Here is an 18,078-nt window from a genome sequence, read left to right as displayed (position 1 = left end):
CTGTGTGAAAAAAACGGCCGCTCGTGCCGGCGAGCCGGTCAGAGGGAAAAACCGTCGTCCGCCGAGATCACCGAGCCGTTCATGAACTGCGATTCGTCGGCCGCGAGCAGCAGCAGCAAGCCGTCGAGATCGTTCGGCGATCCCACGCGGCGGCGCGGCAGCATCGAAACGAGTTTCTGCCCCTGCTCGGTTTTCCAGTGATGGTGATTGATCTCGGTGTCGATATAGCCCGGGCAGATCGCGTTCACGTTGATGCCGTGGCGGCCCCATTCCAGCGCCATCGCGCGGGTCATCTGCACGACGGCGGCCTTGCTCATCGAGTAGAGGCCGATCTGCGGAAACACGCGCAAGCCCGCCACCGACGCGATGTTGATGATGCGGTACGCGGGTTTCGCGGCGCCGTTGCCGCGCATGATCATGCGCTTGGCGACTTCCTGCGCGACGAAGAACGCGCCGCGCACGTTCGTGCCGAAGACGAATTCGAAGTCGGCGGGCGTGACGTCCGTCAGCTTCTGCGTGGTCGAGACGCCCGAGTTGTTGACCAGGATGTCGATGGTACCCGCTTCCGTCTCCGCGTGCGCGACCGCCGCCTTCACGCTCTGGTAGTCGGTCACGTCGAGCGTGACCACGTGCGCCGCGCCGCCCGACGCCTCGATCTCGGCGCGCAATTCCTTCAGGCGCTCCGTGCGACGGCTCGCGAGCACCACCTTGGCGCCCGCCTGCGACAGCACCTGCGCGAAACGCTTCCCGAGTCCACTGGACGCGCCGGTGATCAGCGCGACCTTCCCTTCCAGGTTGATCGAACGGCCCATTGTGCTTCCTTGTTCTGTGGTTGGTTCAGCCTCGGCTGGCGCTCCGGCGCGTCACCGCGGACGATCAGCGTCGGCACCGGTGGCGCAGGCGCCGCAATAATAGTACGATCGTGCTAAATTGGCGAGCGTCGGTTGCAGCCCGCCTGAGCTTCCCTGACAATACGCGATCCCGAAAGGGCATTCTAACGGCACATAGGAGCATTGATGACCCCGGCGAGCCTCATCGAGCAATACGGTCCCCGCGAATCGATGGAATACGACGTCGTCATCGTCGGCGGCGGACCAGCCGGTTTGTCGGCGGCCATCCGGTTGAAGCAACTGGCGGAGGAAAAAGGCGTCGAGATCGGCGTGTGCGTCCTGGAGAAAGGCTCCGAGATCGGCGCGCACATCCTGTCCGGCGCGGTGATGGACCCGCGCGGCCTGTCCGAGCTCATTCCCGACTGGAAGGAAAAAGGCGCGCCGCTCGACGTCGAAGTGACCGAGGACCGCTTCCTGTTCCTGTCGCAGAACGACGCGAAGCAGGTGCCGAACTGGCTGCTTCCCGACAACTTCAAGAATCACGGCAACTACGTCATCAGCCTCGCGAACGTCACGCGCTGGCTCGGTCAACAGGCCGAGGCGCTGGGCGTCGAAATCTTCCCGGGCTTTCCGGCCGCTGAAATCCTCTACGCGGAAGATGGCTCGGTGCGCGGCGTCGTCACCGGCAACATGGGCGTCGGCAAGGACGGCGAGCCGACCGAGAATTTCCAGCTCGGCATGGAGCTGCACGCGAAGTACACGCTTTTCTGCGAAGGCGCGCGCGGGCATCTCGGCCGTCAGCTGATCGAGAAGTTCAAGCTCAGCCAGAACTCCGATCCGCAGGTGTACGGCATCGGCATCAAGGAGCTGTGGGAGATCGATCCGGTCAAGCACAAGCCGGGGCTCGTGATCCATACCGCCGGCTGGCCGCTCGAACCCGACACCTACGGCGGCTCGTTCCTCTACCACATGGACAACAACCAGGTGGTGGTCGGCTTCGTCGTCGGGCTGGGGTATTCGAATCCGTATCTGTCGCCGTTCGAGGAGTTTCAGCGCTACAAGACGCATCCGTCGATTCGCCCGTTCCTCGACGGCGGCAAGCGTATTTCCTACGGCGCGCGCGCGATCACCGCGGGCGGCCTGATGTCGCTGCCGAAGCTCACGTTCCCCGGCGGCGCGCTGGCGGGTGATGACGCGGGCTTCCTGAACGCATCGCGCATCAAGGGCAGCCACGCGGCGATCAAGTCCGGCAAGATGGCCGCCGAAGCCGCATTCGAAGCGGTGCAGGCGGGCCGTCAGAGCGACGAGCTGACCGCCTACCCGGAAGCCTTCGATACGTCGTGGCTCAAGACCGAGCTGCATCGCGCGCGCAATTTCAAGCAGTGGATGAGCAAGGGCCTCTACCTCGGCACGTTCATGGTCGGCCTGGAGCAAAAGGTGATGGGCGGCAACGTGCCGTGGACGCTCCATCACCAGCATTGGGATCACGAGATGCTGAAACCGGCGTCGCAGTGCAAGCCGATCGTCTATCCGAAGCCCGACGGCAAGCTCACGTTCGATCGGCTCTCGTCGGTGTTCATCTCGAACACGAACCACGAAGAGAACCAGCCCGCGCACCTGACGCTGAAGGACCCGAGCGTGCCGGTCAACGTCAACCTGCGCACCTATGCCGGTCCGGAAGGCCGCTACTGCCCGGCCGCGGTCTACGAGTTCGTCAAGTCGGACGACGGCAACGAGCGCCTGCAGATCAACGCGCAGAACTGCGTGCACTGCAAGACCTGCGACATCAAGGACCCGACGCAGAACATCGTATGGGTCACGCCGGAGGGCGGCGGCGGGCCGAACTATCCGAACATGTGATTTTCACCATGCAAATGAAACGGGCGCCGGTTGTTCAGACCGGCGCCCGTTTTCCTTATGTCTCGGCTTATTTCGAAGGCGCCTGAGCCGCGATCTTCGGCGTGCCGACCACGACATCGCCGCATTGCGCGCGATGACGCAGCGCGTGATCCATCAGCACCAGCGCGAGCAGCGCTTCGGCGATCGGCGTCGCGCGAATGCCCACGCACGGATCGTGACGGCCGAAGGTTTCGACAGTGGCGGGCGCGCCTTCCTTGTCGATCGACTGGCGCGGCGTGCGAATGCTCGACGTCGGCTTGATCGCGATGGACACCCTGATGTCCTGCCCACTCGAAATGCCGCCGAGAATGCCGCCCGCGTTGTTGGTCGCGAAGCCTTCGGGCGACATCTCGTCGCCGTGCTGCGAGCCGCGCTGCGCGACGCTCGCGAAGCCCGCGCCGATCTCCACGGCCTTCACGGCGTTCAGACCCATCATCGCGTGGGCGATATCGGCGTCGAGCCGGTCGTAAAGGGGCTCGCCCAGTCCGACCGGCACCCCGGACGCGACGACTTCGATGCGCGCGCCGACCGAATCGCCGTCGCGCCGCAGGCCGTCCATGTATTCCTCGAGCTGCGGCACGATCTCGGCATTCGGCGAGAAGAACGGGTTCTCGCGCACATGCTCCCAGCCGACGAACGGAATCTCGATCTCGCCCAGCGCGCTCATGCAGCCGCGCGTCTCGAGCCCGAACTTCTCGCGCAGCCACTTCTTCGCGACCGCGCCAGCCGCGACGGTCGGCGCGGTCAGACGCGCCGACGAACGGCCGCCGCCGCGATAGTCGCGCACGCCGTACTTCTGCCAATAGGTGTAGTCCGCGTGACCGGGACGGAACGTCTGCGCGATGTTGCCGTAGTCCTTGCTGCGCTGATCGGTGTTGCGGATCAGCAGCGCGATGGGCGTGCCGGTCGTCACGCCTTCGAACACGCCGGAGAGAATCTCGACCTGATCCGCTTCCTGGCGCTGCGTGACGTGGCGGGACGTGCCGGGGCGGCGTCGATCGAGTTCGATCTGGATATCGGCTTCCGTGAGCGCCATGCCCGGCGGACAGCCGTCGATCACGCAGCCGATCGCCGGACCATGGGACTCGCCGAAATTCGTGACGGTGAAGAGCGTGCCAAGGGTATTGCCGGACATGAGCGTCGACCTGAATGGTGTGTCGGGGGAAAACGCTATTATGCCAGCGCCACCGTTCTCAGCGCCTTGCGCCCCGCAGCGCGGTCACGACCTGCTGCAAATGCCCGGGCGTCGCGTCGGCGGGCGCGATCGGCTCGCCGACCGCGAGCGTCAGGCGGCTCATCACGCCGCGCTGGATCGGTCGCGGCCATCGCGCATCCTCGTGGCGCGAGAACACGCTGCCCCAGAGCCCGCGCAGCGCCATCGGCACGACGGGCGCGGGATGGCGCCGCAGGATCTCGGAGATGCCTTGCCGGAACGGATTGACCTCGCCCGAGCGCGTCAGCCTGCCTTCCGGAAAGATGCAGACGAGATCGCCCTCCTCCAGCGCCTGGACGCAGGCTGCGTAGGCCCGTTCGAGCAAGGCGGCGTCCTCGTGCGCGGGCGCGATCGGAATCGCCTTCACGTGCTTGAACAGCCAGCCGAGGATCGGCGTGCGAAAGATGCGATGATCCATCACGAAGCGAATCGGCCGCGGACTCTCGGCCATGATGATGACCGCATCGACGAAGCTCACGTGGTTGCAGACGAGCACCGCCGCGCCATGCGACGGAATGCGCTGCGCATCGACGAGACGGATGCGATAGAACGTATGCACGAGCATCCACGCGATGAAGCGCAGCAGAAACTCCGGCACGAGCGCGTAGATATACACGGCGACTACGACATTGAGCAGCGCCGTCGTGAGAAACAGCCCCGGAATGCCGACGCCGAACGACGTGAGCGCGAGCGCCATCAGCGCCGAGACGATCATGAAGAACGAGTTGAGGATGTTGTTCGCGGCGATGATGCGCGCCCGATGAGTCGGCTGACTGCGCGCCTGAATGAGCGCGTAGAGCGGCACGCTATAGAAGCCGCCGAACATGGCGAGCAGGAACAGGTCCGCGAGAATGCGCCAGTGCGGCAGTGCGAGCAGGAACTCCGACACGCCGAGCAAGTGTCCGGCGGGCGCGATGCGATGGCTCGCGAAAAACAGATCGATCGCGAACACGCTGATGCCGATGGAGCCCAGCGGCACGAGCCCGATCTCGACGCGGCGCTTCGAGAGCCGCTCGCACAACAGCGACCCCGTGCCGATGCCGATGGAAAACGTGGCGAGCAGAATCGTCACAACATCGGGATTGGCGGACAGCACGTCCTTGGCGAAGTTGAAGAACGACGTGAGAAAAGTCGCGCCGACGAACCACAGCCACGAGATGCCGAGCAGGCTCAGGAACACGGTCCGGTCCGACCTCGCCAGCCTGAGATTGCGCCAGGTCTCCGAAACCGGATTCCAGTTGATGCGTAGATCCGGCTGCGGGGCCGCCGACTTCGGCACGAAGGCGGACGCGACGCGCCCGATGATCGCGAACCCGATGCAGGCGATCGCGAGCAGCATCGCGCCGTGCTCCGAGGCGCCCGCCGCCGCGCCGCCGACGATCGTGCCGATCAGGATCGCGACGAACGTTCCCATCTCGACGAGCCCGTTGCCGCCGACGAGCTCCGTCGAATCGAGATGCTGCGGCAGATAGGCGTATTTCACCGGGCCGAAGACCGTCGAATGCACGCCCATCAGGAACGTGCACGCGTAGAGCAGCGGCGCGCTGTGCAACAGGAAGCCCGCGGCGCCGACCAGCATCACGACGATCTCGAAGCTCTTCACGAGGCGCGCGAGCACGGCCTTGTCGTATTTGTCGGCAACCTGGCCGGACGTCGCGGAAAAGAGCACGAACGGCACGATGAAAATGGCGGAGATGAGGAACGCGGCCATCTTCGGATCGACGCCCGAGAAGCGCGCGGCCTGAAACGTCACGAGCGACGTGAAGCCCACCTTGAAGACGTTGTCGTTCATCGCGCCCAGAAACTGCGTCCAGAAGAACGGGGCGAAACGGCGCTCGCGCAACAGACGAAACTGGCTTTCGCCTTCGGCGTGCGAACGTCGGGAAGCGCGCGATTGAGCGCGCAGCGGGTTGTCACTCATGTCTTTCGGGATATCGAGCTTCGGTGTCGACCGCAGGATGAACGCACGTCGCGCGCGCGCCGCGATCGAATCCGAATGGAACGAGAACGGGGCCTGAAGCTGCAATCGCAACCCTCAGGCCGGACGAAAAAAAGCGCGCCGTTCGGGCGCGCTGCGGATGACGGGAACGAACAAATCGCTGACTTTGAGCAATGCATCGGCGACCCCGCGAAGCGCAAAGCCCCGCGGCATGGCGACGAATCTCAGCGTGCCTCTTCCTGCTGCTCGGGCCAGTCGCGGATATAGGCCTTCAGCATGCGATTCTCGAAGCCCTGCTCTTCCACGACCGCCTTGGCCACGTCATAGAACGAGATGACGCCCATCAGCGCACGCTTTTCCATGACCGGCAGATAACGCACGTGATGCTCGAGCATCATGCGCCGCACCTCGTTTACGTCCGTCTCCGGGGTGCAGGTGAGCGGATGGTCGTCCATGATCTTGCGGATGGTCGTCGTGCCGACCGAGCCGCCGTTGTCGCGCAAGGTCAGGATGATCTCGCGGAAGGTCAGCATGCCGACCAGGTCGCCATACTCCATCACGACGAGCGAGCCGATGTCGTGCGCCGCCATCGTGTCGACTGCGTCGGTGAGCGGCGTATCGGGTGTCACGGTGAACAGGGTGTTGCCCTTCACCTTCAGAATGTCGCTGACTCGCATGACTGTCTCCTCGCGAAATGCCTGTGCAGATGCCAAAACGTTGATGAAACCATGCTTCGATGCTATCGGAAAGGCCCGCAAAAGGAAAGCCGACCGGGCCGCCGATCCGCCCGCGCCGGCCGAACGGACAAGGCTTTGCGCGATTCGGCGGCCCGCGTTCGCCCTAGGTTTGGGCACGCGCATCCGATGTTACGATGATTGACCCTCATTTCCGCCGCATGCCGGCGCCGCCCCGCGCGCCGGCCGCCTATGATGCCAGCCAACCGTTTCGACACGCTCGCGCTGCACGCGGGCGCCGCGCCCGATCCCGCCACCGGCGCCCGCGCGACGCCCATTTATCAGACCACCTCGTTCACTTTCCGCGACACCGATCACGCAGCCGCGCTCTTCAACATGGAGCGCTCCGGGCACGTGTACTCGCGGATCTCGAACCCGACCGTCGCGGTGTTCGAGGAGCGCGTGGCCGCGCTCGAAGGCGGCGTCGGCGCGATCGGCACGGCGAGCGGCCAGGCCGCGCTGCATCTGGCGATCGCCACGCTGATGGGCGCGGGCTCGCATATCGTCGCGTCGAGCGCGCTCTACGGCGGCTCGCACAATCTGCTGCATTACACGCTGCGGCGCTTCGGCATCGAGACGACGTTCGTGCCGCCGCACGATCTCGATGCATGGCGCGTGGCGGCGCGGCCGGAAACGCGGCTGTTTTTCGGCGAGACGCTCGGCAATCCGGGCCTCGACGTGCTGGATATCGCGGGCGTCGCCGAGATCGCGCACGAGCACGGCGTGCCGCTGCTCGTCGATTCCACCTTCACGACACCCTATCTGCTGCGTCCGTTCGAGCACGGCGCCGACCTCGTCTATCACTCGGCGACCAAGTTCCTCGGCGGGCACGGCACGACGATCGGCGGCGTGCTCGTCGACGGCGGCACCTTCGATTTCGCGGCCAGCGGACGCTTCCCGGAGTTCACCGAGCCTTACGACGGCTTTCACGGCATGGTGTTCGCCGAGGAAAGCACCGTCGCGCCATTCCTCTTGCGCGCCAGGCGCGAAGGCCTGCGCGATTTCGGCGCCTGCCTGCATCCGCAAGCGGCGTGGCAGTTGGTTCAAGGCATCGAAACCCTGCCGTTGCGCATGGATCGCCATGTCGCCAATACGCGCAAGGTGATCGAATTCCTGCTGGGCTCGCCCGCGGTCGAGGGCGTGGCCTACCCCGAACTGCCGACGCACCGCGATCACGCGCTCGCCGAGCGCCTGCTGCCGCGCGGCGCGGGCGCGGTGTTCAGCTTCGACCTGAAGGGCGGCGTGCCGGCGGCGCGGCGCTTCATCGAGACGCTCACGCTGTTCTCGCATCTCGCGAATGTCGGCGACGCGCGCTCGCTCGTGATCCATCCCGCCTCGACGACGCATTTCCGGATGGATGCCGCCGCGCTCGCCGCCGCGGGCATCGGGCCGGGGCGCATTCGTCTTTCGATCGGACTGGAAGATCCGGACGACCTGATCGACGATCTCAAGCGCGGGTTGAAGGCCGCGCAGAAAGCGGCCGAAAGCGGCCAGGACGCGGGCGCCGCCGCGCCGCCCGGGAGTCGCGCATGATCCTCGACATCCACGGCCGCGCCGCCTACGCCTATACCGGCGGCAAGCCTTTCGACGCCGCGCGGCCCGCCGTCGTGTTCATTCACGGCGCCGAGCACGATCATAGCGTCTGGGCCTTGCAGACGCGCTATTTCGCGCACCACGGCTTCGGCGTGCTGGCGCTCGATCTCCCGGGGCACGGACGCAGCGAAGGGCCGGCGCTTTCCACCCTCGGCGCGCTCGCCGACTGGGCCATCGGCGTGCTCGACGCGGCGAATGTGCAAAGGGCGATCTTCGTCGGTCACAGCATGGGCTCGCTGATCGCGCTCGATGCGGCGGCCCGTCATCCCGCGCGCGCGGCGGGCCTCGCGCTCCTGGCGACCGCCGCGCCCATGGCCGTCTCCGACACGCTGCTCGACGCCGCCCGCGAGCACGAGCCCGAGGCGATCGACATGGTCAACCAGTGGTCGCATTCGACGATCGCCGCGAAGCCGTCGAGCCCAGCGCCGGGCTTCTGGCTGCAAGGCGTGAATCAGCGGCTCATGGAGCGCGTGAGCCTGCTCGGCGAAGCGCAGCTTTTCCATACCGATTTCAGCGCCTGCAATACCTACGCGGATGCGCTCGAACGCGCCGCCGCCGTGCGTTGCCCGGTGTGCGTCGTGAGCGGCAGGCGCGATGTGATGACGCCGCCGCGCGCCGCACGGCCCGTCGTCGATGCGCTGAGGAAAGCCGGCGCTTCGGTGCAGACGGTGGAGCTGGATGCCGGGCACGCGCTCATGTCCGAGCAGCCGGACGCCACCCTCGACGCGCTGTTCGCCTTTGCGCTCACATGCGTCGGGGCGGAAGCGAAATCCAGCTGAAATGGCGCGTGCGGCAGGCCGCCGAAACCTGCCGCGCCCGCTTGCATGGCGCGATTCGCGGTCGCAGAATGATTCTTGCCGGGGTAGTGGTCAGACAGGCGCGATCCGCCTTGCGCGACACCAGCGGGCATCAACAGGGAGGCCGTCATGGCGCACACCGTACACGGAGAACATTTCGCGAACTTCGCCGAGTTCTATCCCTATTATCTCGAGGAACACCGCAATCCGGTCTCGCGCAGGCTGCATTTCGTCGGTTCGCTCGGCGTGATCGGCTGCCTCGCGATGGCGATCGCGACGGGCGACTGGCTCTGGCTGCCCGCCGCCGTCGTGTGCGGCTACGGCTTCGCGTGGGTCGGCCATTTCTTCTTCGAGAAGAATCGCCCCGCCACGTTTCGCCATCCGGTCTATAGCCTGATGGGCGACTGGGTGATGTTCAGGGACATCTGCACCGGCAAGATTTCGCTTTGAGGGCTCATGCCGTCTGCTGCGGCATCGAGGAGCGCGGCGCCTCGCGCAGCCGCGCATTCGTCAGCGCCGAAGCGCGCGCGGCGATCAGCGAGCCGAGCGTGATCTCCAATTTCTCGTTGTCGAGCGCATTCATGAGCGCGGCGCAATCCACCTGCGCCGCGTCCAGCTTCAACTGATACTCCAGTTCGGCGCGGTCGATCACGAACTGCTCGAACAACATCGTCACCGTGATCTGATGCGGATTGGCGATCAGCACATAGCGCGGCATGCTCGCATCCTCCAGCCGGCCGATCCAGCCGAGCGCGTCGAGCCGCGCAATGAGACGCGTCGACGTGTCGAGATCGCAGCGCGCCATCGTGGAAAGCTGCAATGCCGTGTAGCCGGGCTTGCCCTCCTCGCGCGCCTCGACGAGCCGCGCGAGGATTTCCAGCGCGTCGAGCAGATCGCTGCCGGGAAAATCGCGCCGATGATACTGCCCGGTGCGAATGGCGGGCAGCGCGGAGGTCACCATCGCGCCGACGAGCGCGATCATCCAGCAGAGATACACCCAGAGCAGAAACACCGGCAGCGCGGCGAATGCGCCGTACACGGCCGTATAGGTGGGAATGCGCCGCACGTAATAGCCGAAGCCGCGCTTGCCGAGTTCGAACGCGACCGCCGCGATCAGGCCGCCGACGAGCGCATCGCGCCACGCGACCTTGCAGTTCGGCATGTACACGTAAATGATCGTGAAGGCGACCACGGTGAGGGGCAGCGAGACGCCCGTCAGCGCCCATTCGAGGATCGGCGGCATCAGGTTGTGCGAGCCCGCGAACGCGACCGAATGCGCGAACACATACGACGAGATCGACAGGCTGCAGCCGAAGAGAATCGGCCCGAGCGTGATGATCGACCAGTAGACGAGCACGCGCTGCGCGAACGGGCGCGCCTTGCGCACGCGCCAGATCACGTTGAGCGCGGACTCGACCGTCATCATGGTCATGACGGAGGTCACGAACAGGATGATCATGCCGACGGTCGTGAGTCCCTTCGCCTTCGACGCGAACTGGTTCAGATACTTGAAGATCTGGTCGTTGATCTGCGGCGGCATCAGGTGCACCGCGAGGAAATCCTGCAGCGACGCCTGGAACGAGCCGAAGATCGGAAACGCGGTGAAGAGCGCGAAGGCGACCGTCGCGAGCGGCACGAGCGACAGCACGCTCGTGAACGTGAGGCTGCCCGCCACTTGCGCGACGCGGTCCTCGCCGAAACGCCGCGCAACGAAGCCGGCCAGACGCTTGACTGCCGCGAGATCGATGGAAAAGTGCTGCAAACGCGTTCTCCTCGTCGTGGCTCGATTCCCTACGCAACGAAGCGCCACGCCACGAAAATCACCCCAATACCTATAATAGCCGTTCACTAAAAAAGCCTTATGAACGACATCCTCGTGCTCTATTACAGCCGCCATGGCGCGACCCGCGAGCTTGCGCTCGCGATCGCCCAGGGCGTCGACAGCGTGCCCGGCATGCAGGCGCGCGTGCGCACGGTGCCGCCGGTCTCGACCGTCTGCGAAGCGACCCGGCCCGACATTCCCGCGGACGGCCCGCCCTACGCCGAATTGCGCGATCTCGAGGAGTGCGCCGGTCTCGCGCTCGGCTCGCCGACGCGTTTCGGCAACATGGCCGCGCCGCTCAAGTATTTCCTCGACGGCACCACGCCGCAGTGGCTCGCAGGCGCCCTGGTAGGCAAGCCGGCGAGCGTCTTCACGTCCACCGGCAGCCTGCACGGCGGCCAGGAAAGCACCCTGCTCTCGATGATGCTGCCGCTTCTGCACCACGGCATGCTGATCGTCGGCATTCCGTACACGGAGTCGCGCCTCACCACGACGCAAAGCGGCGGCACGCCTTACGGCGCGTCGCATCATGCGCGCGCGGGCGGCGACGAAAACCAGCGCCACGGCATCTCCGCCGACGAGAAGGCGCTCGCCATCGCGCTGGGTGCGCGCCTCGCCCGCACCGCGCTCGATCTAGTGCGCGGCGCGCGCGCCGCATGAGCCGGACGATGAACGCGCCCGCCGCTTCCGGATCACGGCCCAACGCCGCATGCGCACTGGGCGCGCTCGCAAGCCTCGCCGCGCTCATCGTGCTCGCGCTGCTCTGGGAGCTCTGGCTCGCGCCGCTGCACCCCGGCGCCTGGGCGCTCGCGCTGAAGGCGCTGCCGCTCGCATACGCGCTGCCGGGCGTCGCGCGCAGAAACGTCTACACGCTGCAATGGGCCTCGATGCTCGTGCTGCTCTATCTCGCCGAAGGCATCGTGCGCGGCATGACCGATGCGCGCCTCGCGGCGTCGCTCGGCTGGCTCGAAGCGCTGCTTGCGCTCGCGTTCTTCGCCTTCGCGCTGGCTTACGTCGCGCCCTTCAAGCGGGCCGCCCGCTTGAACGCGCGTGCGAGAAAAAGCTGACGCGTTCGCTTTTTTGACGGCTGCGCCGCCGTGACGTGATGCTTTGTAGCACGAAACCACGCGCCGCGCGCGTGCCTATGCCATTCGGACGAGATTCGCGCGCGGCATCCCTGCGCGATACTGTGGTCTACGCTCTACCGTAATCCCTTGCCTCATTGCCCATGACCGCATCTCAAGCTTTCACTGCCGCCTGCGCCGAACTGCTCGGCACGCCGCACGTACTGACCGACGCCCACGACACCGAGCCCTATCTCGTCGACTGGCGCAAGCGCTATCGCGGCAGCGCGTGCGCCGTGCTTCTGCCCGCCGACACGGAGCAGGTCGCCGCGATCGTGCGTCTCGCGCGCGCGCATCGCATCGCGATCGTTCCGCAAGGCGGCAACACCGGGCTCGCCGGGGGCGCGACGCCCGACGCCAGCGGCGCGCAGGCGGTCATCAGCCTGAAGCGGCTCAACCGCATCCGCGGCGTCGATCCGCACAACAACACGATCACGGTCGAAGCCGGCGTGGTGCTGGCGGACATCCAGGCGCGCGCCGAAAGCGAGCAGCGCCTGTTCCCCTTGAGCCTCGCCGCCGAAGGCAGCTGCACGATCGGCGGCAATCTTTCGACGAACGCGGGCGGCACCGGCGTGCTGCGCTACGGCAGCACGCGCGAGCTCTGTCTCGGGCTCGAAGTCGTGACGCCGCAAGGCGAAATCTGGGACGGCCTGCGCGGGCTGCGCAAGGACAACACCGGCTACGATCTGCGCGATCTCTTCATCGGCGCGGAAGGCACGCTCGGCATCATCACGGCGGCCGTCATGAAGCTGCATCCCGCGCCGGTCGCGAAGGTCACGGCGCTGGCCGGGCTCGCCTCGCCGCACGCCGCGCTCGATTTTCTTTCGATGGCGCAGCATCATGCGGGCGCCCTCCTGACGGGCTTCGAACTGATGTCCGATTTCTCGATGCGCCTCGTCGGCCGGCATTTTCCGCAACTGCGCTATCCGTTCGGCGAGCCGCACGCCCAGACCGTGCTCCTCGAACTCTCCGACAGCGAAAGCGACGAGCACGCGCGCGCCCTCTTCGAGCGGCTGATGGAAGAAGCGCTGGAAAAAGGCATCGTGGAAAACGCGGTGGTCGCGGAGAGTCTCGCGCAGTCGCAGGCGTTCTGGGATCTGCGCGAGCACATTCCGCTCGCGCAGGCCGAGGAAGGGCTGAACATCAAGCACGACATCGCCGTGCCGATCTCGAGCATCGGCCGCTTCATCGACGAAACCGACGCGATCATCGCGAAAGCCGCGCCCGGCGCGCGCATGGTGACGTTCGGCCATCTCGGCGACGGCAATCTGCATTACAACGTGCAGGCGCCCGAGGGCGTCGATGCAAGGCGGTTCCTCGCCGAATTCCAGACGCCCGTCAACGCGCTCGTCTATGACCAGGTGCACCGGCATCGCGGCAGCATCAGCGCGGAGCACGGGCTCGGCCAGTTGAAGGTGGACGAGGCGATGCACTACAAATCGCCGGTCGAGGTGCGGCTCATGCAGGCCATCAAGGCCGCGCTCGATCCGGACAACCTGATGAACCCCGGCAAGGTCGTGCGCTGGAACGCGACTTCGCCCACGGAGAACCTCGCATGAAGATTCGCGTGCTGTCGGACCTGCATCTGGAGTGCGACGAGCCGCTTGCGATTCCGTATGCGGAGGCCGACCTCGTCGTGCTCGCGGGCGACATCCACAACCACGCCGAAGGCTTGCGCTGGGCGGCGGAGAATTTCGATCCGGATGTGCCCGTCGTCTACGTGCCCGGCAATCACGAGTACTACGACGCCGAATTCGGCGCGATGGAAGCGGCGATGCAGGACGCCGCGCGCAGCGTCGATAACGTGCACTATCTGAACAACGCGGCGCTCGTCGATCGCAGGGGCGCGTGGCGCGTGCTCGGCACGACGCTCTGGACCGGCTTTGCGCTGTTCGGTCCGGGCGAGGCGGACCTCGAGAAGGCAAAAGAGGCTTGCGCGAAAGTGATGCTGGACTATCGCGGCCTGATTCAACTTGCCTGGCCGGAACCGGACGGCGAGCCGCGCGAGTTCGCCCCCGACGATTCGCTCGCGCTACACGAACAGGCGCGCGCCTGGCTCGAAGGCGAACTTGCTAAGCCCTTCGCGGGACAGACGATCGTCGTCACGCATCACGCGCCGATGCGCGAGAGCCTCGCGCCGCGCTATGCCGAAGATCTCGTGTCGGCGGGCTTCGTCAATCACCTGCCGACGCTCGCGCGCGCCCCCGCGTCGCTGTGGATTCATGGCCATACGCATACGTCGTTCGATTATGTCGTCGACGGCACGCGCATCGTATGCAATCCGCGCGGATACTTCCACCGTCGCAGCGGACGCTGGGAAAACGAGCAATTCGCGTGGGACAAGGTCGTCGAGATATAAGAGCAAAGAGCAGCGACGAACGAGGAAGCACGGAACTCTGTTGGACCTTGCGGAGGAACGCCATGTGCGGCCGAATCAGCCAGTACCGACTGCCGATGCATTACGCGCAACGTCTGCATCTGAAAAAACCGTTCGTGCTCGTGGATGCCGCAGACAGGCGTCCAGGCTATAACCTCTCGCCCGGCACGCATCCGCTCGCCGTCTATCCCGACGAAACCATCCGCGCGGTGCACTGGGGCTATTGCCCGCCCTGGGCCATTCAGAAAAAACTGCCGCAGACGATCAATGCGCGCGTCGAAACCGCCGCGACGAGCGCATATTTCAAGCATCTGTGGAAAAAAGCGCGCATTCTGGTGCCGGCGGACGGCTGGTTCGAATGGCGCATCGAGCCGCGCCCCGGCGACGCGGCGGCGACGCCCCTCAAGCAGCCCTACTTCATTCAACGCGCGGACGGTGAGCCGATGTTTCTCGCCGCGCTCACGAGCGTCATGCGCGACGAGGACGCCGCCGTGCCCGGTGCCGGCTTCGTCATCGTGACGGCCGCCGCCGATGAAGGTCTCGTCGACGTGCACGATCGCCGTCCGCTCGTGTTCGCGCCCGCCGCCGCGCGGCGCTGGCTCGATCCCGGCGCGTCGCCCGAGAGTCTCGCCGTGCTCGCCAAGTCCGAGGGCGTGCCGGCGTCGCACTTCGTCTGGCATCGCGTGTCGGACGACGTGACTCGCGCGACCAACGACGAACCGCGGCTCATCGAGCCGCTGGAATCGCTGCTCTGAACGCGCCCCGCGTAAGGTAAGGGCTCAGCGCTCGTACGGATCGCGCATGCGGCGCGCACGCGCGTCGCGGTCATCGTCGATGCGCACCGGCACGAGACGCCGTTTCGCGTCGCGCGGCGACTGGGCGCGGATGGCGTTGAGGAGATCGCGCGAGGCCGGAACGGCGATCAGCACCAAGAGCGCGGCGAGTGCGAGGAGAAGTGGCGTACTCATATGACTTTCCCGATAAGAGAGGCGAATGATCGAGTGCTGAAAGTATCAAGCTGCGGACAAACCGTGGGTAAGCAAGTGTTGCTCCGCCGCTTTTTTCGTAACAACGCGCATTCGCCCGTCTCTCAGGTAACAACGAACTCCTTGAGCGACTCGGCATCGGCGGCGAGCGTGTCGGGCAGCGCTTCGCGCAGAAATTCCACCCACGTGCGGATCTTCGCGTCGAGATACTGGCGCGACGGATAGAGCGCGTACACGTTCAGCTCCTGCATCGTGTATTGCGGCAGCACGCGCACGAGCGTGCCCGCGCGCAGGCCCGGCAGCGCGGACGAAGTCGGCAGCACGCCGATGCCCATGCTCTCGCGGATCGCCACCACCATCGCCTCGGCGACGTTCACCGTGAAGGTGGACGGGCCGAGGCTCACCGTCTCCTGACCGTTCGGGCCGTCGAACACCCAGCGATCCGGCGGAAAAACCGGCGTCATCAGGTGCAGGCAGGTGTGGCGCACGAGATCGGAGAGCACGTGCGGCGCGCCGTGCCTTTCGATATAGGCCGGCGACGCGCACGCGATGCTGAACACCGAGCCGAGCCGCGCCGAGACGAGCCCGGAATCGGGCAGATCGGAGGCAAGCACCACCGAGACGTCGTAGCCTTCGTCGAGCAGATCCGGCACGCGCTGCGCGAGCGTCAGATCCACCTGCACCGACGCATGGCGCTGCTGATAGCGCGAGATCATCGGCACGATGTAGTGCTGGCCGAAGCTCGTCATCGAATGGACCTTGAGCTTGCCGGACGGGCGCGCGTGGGCGTCGCTCGCCTCGGCTTCCGCCTGATCCACATAGGCGAGGATCTGCTCGCAGCGTTGCAGATAGCGCTCGCCCGCCTCCGTGAGCGCGATGCGGCGGGTCGTGCGATTGAGCAAGCGCGTGCGCAGATGCGCTTCGAGATCCGACACGGCCCGCGAAGCGTACGCCGTCGTCGTATTGAGATGTTGCGCGGCCGCCGTGAAACTGCCGGCTTCGACGACGCGCACGAATACGCGCATGTTTTGAAGCGTGTCCATAGCGCTTTTCCGACTCTAGAGACTTGTTTGTGGCTGAATTGTTGCACGACTAGCAACAACGATTATCACATTGCGCGTAAAAATGCTTTACATCCTTACTGGTTATTCGACAATCCTCGCAAAAATATAATCAGCTCCTGGAATCTAATTCGAATTCGGGAGTGAATCGTGCGAGGGCGAGTGTTCCGTAAGACTGCTTCAGCCGCGGTTCTTACAGCAATCTTAACAATTGCCGGGTGCGCCAGCACCGGCAAGATCGCGCCGCAGGACTCGCTCAAGGATGCATCGACCCTCGACGCCGGCAGCGCCATCCGCGCGGCCAACGCGGACGCCCAATGGCCCGGGCAGGAATGGTGGCGCGCCTATCGCGACCCGCAGCTCGACCAGTGGATCACGCGGGCGACCAGCGGCAGTCCCACGCTCGCCATGGCGGCGGCGCGGGTGCGTGAAGCGCGCGAACAGGCTGGCGTCGCCCGTTCCGAGCTGTATCCGCATGTGGACGCCGCAATGAGCGTCTCGCGCAAGAACTGGCCCGATAACGACTTCTACGGCCCCGGTCCGTACGCCGACACGACGACCTGGGACAATACGGCCGGCCTCAACCTCTCGTACAACCTCGACCTGTGGGGCCGCGACGACAACAACGCCGAGCGCGCGCTCGACGTCGCCCACGTGCGCGCCGCCGATGCACGCGCCGCGCAGCTCGAGCTCGAGACGAACGTCGTGCGCGCATACATCGGTTTCTCGCAGGCCTTCGCGCTGCTGGACATCGCACAGGAAACGCTCGAGCAGCAGGAGCGCATCGCGGATCTCGCGCGGCGGCGCCTGCAGGGCGGCATCGGCACGCAGCTCGAGGTGAGCCAGGCCGAAGCGCCGTTACCCGAATACGAGCGTCAGGTCGATGTCTACAAGGAGGAGATCCAGCTCGCGCGCAACCAGCTGGCCGCACTCGCCGGCGAAGGTCCTGGCGCGGGCGAAGCGCTCACGCGTCCGCAACTGTCGCTCGCGACCCCGCTGCCCCTGCCCTCCGCGCTGCCGGCCGAACTGGTCGGCCATCGGCCCGATATCGTCGCGGCGCGCTGGATGGTCGCGGCGCAGGCGCGCGGCATCGACGTCGCGAAGGCCGGCTTCTATCCGAACATCAATCTCGCGGCGTCGCTCTCGCAGGCGTTCGCGGGCGGCGCGCTGCTGAGCTTCCTGACGAGCAAGGCGTCGGGCTACAGTTTCGGTCCGGCGATCTCGCTGCCGATCTTCGAAGGCGGACGCCTGCGCGCGCAGCTCGGCGCGGCGTCGGCGCAATACGATCAGGCCGTCGATCACTACAACGCCACGCTCGTCGCGGCGCTGAAGGACATCGCCGATCAGGTCGTGCGCGTGCATTCGCTCGACACGCAGCTCGAAGCCTCCGGCCGGTCGGTGGCCGCCGCGCGCAAGAACTACGAGCTCGCGAACGAAGGCTACAGGCGCGGGCTCACCGATTATCTGAACGTGCTCATCGCGCAGACGCAATTGCTGCGCGCCGAGGACGGCCAGGCGCGCGTGCGGGCGCAACGGCTCGCCGCTTACGCGACGCTCACTTCCGCGCTCGGCGGCGGCATCGACGATCCGTCGAACGGACCCGAGGAGATCGCGCTCGCGCCATCGAAGCACATCGGTCCGTTCAGCCGCCCGAGCGAAGCGAAGAACGAAGCGAAGAGCGCGCAGAAGTAAGGCCAACGCAG

General features: G+C 66.0%; 17 protein-coding genes. 10 read left to right on the top strand and 7 right to left on the bottom strand.

The genetic code is table 11. The features are described 5' to 3' along the window. Positions 1–38 precede the first annotated feature (38 nt). The gene (locus AWB83_RS06970) at positions 39–812 is read right to left on the bottom strand and encodes an SDR family oxidoreductase (protein ID WP_050328344.1); all 774 of its coding nucleotides are present in this window, start codon (positions 810–812) and stop codon (positions 39–41) included. Between the two features lie 204 nt (positions 813–1,016). Between AWB83_RS06970 and AWB83_RS06965 the strand changes: the two genes are divergently transcribed. Next, the gene (locus tag AWB83_RS06965; RefSeq protein ID WP_087043630.1) at positions 1,017–2,690 is read left to right on the top strand and encodes an electron transfer flavoprotein-ubiquinone oxidoreductase; all 1,674 of its coding nucleotides are present in this window, start codon (positions 1,017–1,019) and stop codon (positions 2,688–2,690) included. A gap of 67 nt (positions 2,691–2,757) precedes the next feature. Here the strand turns inward: AWB83_RS06965 and aroC are convergent, their stop codons facing one another. The 3 genes from aroC to AWB83_RS06950 all read right to left on the bottom strand — a co-directional run bounded on the left by aroC (position 2,758) and on the right by AWB83_RS06950 (position 6,558). Continuing rightward, positions 2,758–3,864 carry a chorismate synthase gene (gene aroC, locus AWB83_RS06960; protein ID WP_087043628.1) on the bottom strand — a complete coding sequence of 369 codons (1,107 nt, stop codon included), beginning with the start codon at positions 3,862–3,864 and terminating at the stop codon, positions 2,758–2,760. A 58-nt stretch (positions 3,865–3,922) separates the two neighbouring features. Continuing rightward, entirely contained in the window at positions 3,923–5,863 is a 1,941-nt protein-coding gene (locus AWB83_RS06955) for an MFS transporter (RefSeq protein ID WP_087043913.1), read from the bottom strand. A 242-nt stretch (positions 5,864–6,105) separates the two neighbouring features. Beyond that, positions 6,106–6,558: a CBS domain-containing protein gene (locus AWB83_RS06950; RefSeq protein WP_087043626.1), complete on the bottom strand. Its 453-nt coding sequence runs from the start codon at positions 6,556–6,558 to the stop codon at positions 6,106–6,108. Positions 6,559–6,810: 252 nt separating this feature from the next. On the opposite strand from AWB83_RS06950, the gene AWB83_RS06945 reads away from it, so the two are divergent. The 3 genes from AWB83_RS06945 (at position 6,811) to AWB83_RS06935 (ending at position 9,455) form a co-directional block, all read left to right on the top strand. Then, complete coding sequence (locus AWB83_RS06945; RefSeq protein WP_087043911.1) at positions 6,811–8,148, top strand: O-acetylhomoserine aminocarboxypropyltransferase; 1,338 nt, start codon at positions 6,811–6,813, stop codon at positions 8,146–8,148. Beyond that, positions 8,145–8,987: an alpha/beta fold hydrolase gene (locus AWB83_RS06940; protein WP_087043624.1), complete on the top strand. Its 843-nt coding sequence runs from the start codon at positions 8,145–8,147 to the stop codon at positions 8,985–8,987. The genes AWB83_RS06945 and AWB83_RS06940 overlap by 4 nt, the downstream gene beginning before the upstream one ends. A 147-nt stretch (positions 8,988–9,134) precedes the next feature. Then, entirely contained in the window at positions 9,135–9,455 is a 321-nt protein-coding gene (locus AWB83_RS06935) for an Mpo1-like protein (protein ID WP_087043622.1), read from the top strand. A gap of 4 nt (positions 9,456–9,459) precedes the next feature. Here the strand turns inward: AWB83_RS06935 and AWB83_RS06930 are convergent, their stop codons facing one another. Then, positions 9,460–10,767 (bottom strand): YihY family inner membrane protein, encoded by a 1,308-nt coding sequence (locus AWB83_RS06930; RefSeq protein WP_087043620.1) that lies wholly within the window; start codon positions 10,765–10,767, stop codon positions 9,460–9,462. A 99-nt stretch (positions 10,768–10,866) separates the two neighbouring features. On the opposite strand from AWB83_RS06930, the gene wrbA reads away from it, so the two are divergent. The 5 genes from wrbA to AWB83_RS06905 all read left to right on the top strand — a co-directional run bounded on the left by wrbA (position 10,867) and on the right by AWB83_RS06905 (position 15,083). Next, positions 10,867–11,487: an NAD(P)H:quinone oxidoreductase gene (gene wrbA, locus AWB83_RS06925; protein ID WP_087043618.1), complete on the top strand. Its 621-nt coding sequence runs from the start codon at positions 10,867–10,869 to the stop codon at positions 11,485–11,487. A gap of 8 nt (positions 11,488–11,495) precedes the next feature. Beyond that, positions 11,496–11,894 (top strand): DUF2069 domain-containing protein, encoded by a 399-nt coding sequence (locus AWB83_RS06920; RefSeq protein WP_087043909.1) that lies wholly within the window; start codon positions 11,496–11,498, stop codon positions 11,892–11,894. 161 nt (positions 11,895–12,055) lie between these two features. Beyond that, entirely contained in the window at positions 12,056–13,510 is a 1,455-nt protein-coding gene (locus AWB83_RS06915; protein WP_087043617.1) for an FAD-binding oxidoreductase, read from the top strand. Beyond that, positions 13,507–14,310: a metallophosphoesterase gene (locus tag AWB83_RS06910; RefSeq protein ID WP_087043615.1), complete on the top strand. Its 804-nt coding sequence runs from the start codon at positions 13,507–13,509 to the stop codon at positions 14,308–14,310. Before AWB83_RS06915 ends, AWB83_RS06910 begins: the two co-directional genes overlap by 4 nt. 62 nt (positions 14,311–14,372) lie before the next feature. Continuing rightward, positions 14,373–15,083 carry an SOS response-associated peptidase gene (locus AWB83_RS06905; RefSeq protein WP_087043613.1) on the top strand — a complete coding sequence of 237 codons (711 nt, stop codon included), beginning with the start codon at positions 14,373–14,375 and terminating at the stop codon, positions 15,081–15,083. A 24-nt stretch (positions 15,084–15,107) separates the two neighbouring features. On the opposite strand, the gene AWB83_RS06900 is transcribed toward AWB83_RS06905, so the two are convergent. Next, complete coding sequence (locus AWB83_RS06900) at positions 15,108–15,296, bottom strand: hypothetical protein (RefSeq protein ID WP_087043611.1); 189 nt, start codon at positions 15,294–15,296, stop codon at positions 15,108–15,110. A 122-nt stretch (positions 15,297–15,418) separates the two neighbouring features. Then, complete coding sequence (locus AWB83_RS06895) at positions 15,419–16,357, bottom strand: LysR family transcriptional regulator (protein WP_087043609.1); 939 nt, start codon at positions 16,355–16,357, stop codon at positions 15,419–15,421. Between the two features lie 180 nt (positions 16,358–16,537). Between AWB83_RS06895 and AWB83_RS06890 the strand changes: the two genes are divergently transcribed. Beyond that, on the top strand, positions 16,538–18,067 hold the full coding sequence (locus tag AWB83_RS06890; RefSeq protein WP_087043606.1) for an efflux transporter outer membrane subunit: 1,530 nt from the start codon (positions 16,538–16,540) through the stop codon (positions 18,065–18,067). Positions 18,068–18,078 lie beyond the last annotated feature (11 nt).

This window comes from Caballeronia ptereochthonis (genome assembly GCF_001545075.1).
Lineage (GTDB): Bacteria > Pseudomonadota > Gammaproteobacteria > Burkholderiales > Burkholderiaceae > Caballeronia > Caballeronia ptereochthonis.
The sequence above is the reverse complement of the archived record's forward strand: the minus strand, read 5'-3'. Positions and strand labels throughout refer to the sequence as shown.

Coding starts and splice junctions, on each gene's coding strand:
- AWB83_RS06970 (WP_050328344.1), bottom strand. CDS start 812: ATGGGCCGTTCGATCAACCTGGAAGGGAAGGTCGCGCTGATCACCGGC.
- AWB83_RS06965 (WP_087043630.1), top strand. CDS start 1,017: ATGACCCCGGCGAGCCTCATCGAGCAATACGGTCCCCGCGAATCGATG.
- aroC (WP_087043628.1), bottom strand. CDS start 3,864: ATGTCCGGCAATACCCTTGGCACGCTCTTCACCGTCACGAATTTCGGC.
- AWB83_RS06955 (WP_087043913.1), bottom strand. CDS start 5,863: ATGAGTGACAACCCGCTGCGCGCTCAATCGCGCGCTTCCCGACGTTCG.
- AWB83_RS06950 (WP_087043626.1), bottom strand. CDS start 6,558: ATGCGAGTCAGCGACATTCTGAAGGTGAAGGGCAACACCCTGTTCACC.
- AWB83_RS06945 (WP_087043911.1), top strand. CDS start 6,811: ATGCCAGCCAACCGTTTCGACACGCTCGCGCTGCACGCGGGCGCCGCG.
- AWB83_RS06940 (WP_087043624.1), top strand. CDS start 8,145: ATGATCCTCGACATCCACGGCCGCGCCGCCTACGCCTATACCGGCGGC.
- AWB83_RS06935 (WP_087043622.1), top strand. CDS start 9,135: ATGGCGCACACCGTACACGGAGAACATTTCGCGAACTTCGCCGAGTTC.
- wrbA (WP_087043618.1), top strand. CDS start 10,867: ATGAACGACATCCTCGTGCTCTATTACAGCCGCCATGGCGCGACCCGC.
- AWB83_RS06920 (WP_087043909.1), top strand. CDS start 11,496: ATGAACGCGCCCGCCGCTTCCGGATCACGGCCCAACGCCGCATGCGCA.
- AWB83_RS06915 (WP_087043617.1), top strand. CDS start 12,056: ATGACCGCATCTCAAGCTTTCACTGCCGCCTGCGCCGAACTGCTCGGC.
- AWB83_RS06910 (WP_087043615.1), top strand. CDS start 13,507: ATGAAGATTCGCGTGCTGTCGGACCTGCATCTGGAGTGCGACGAGCCG.
- AWB83_RS06905 (WP_087043613.1), top strand. CDS start 14,373: ATGTGCGGCCGAATCAGCCAGTACCGACTGCCGATGCATTACGCGCAA.
- AWB83_RS06900 (WP_087043611.1), bottom strand. CDS start 15,296: ATGAGTACGCCACTTCTCCTCGCACTCGCCGCGCTCTTGGTGCTGATC.
- AWB83_RS06895 (WP_087043609.1), bottom strand. CDS start 16,357: ATGGACACGCTTCAAAACATGCGCGTATTCGTGCGCGTCGTCGAAGCC.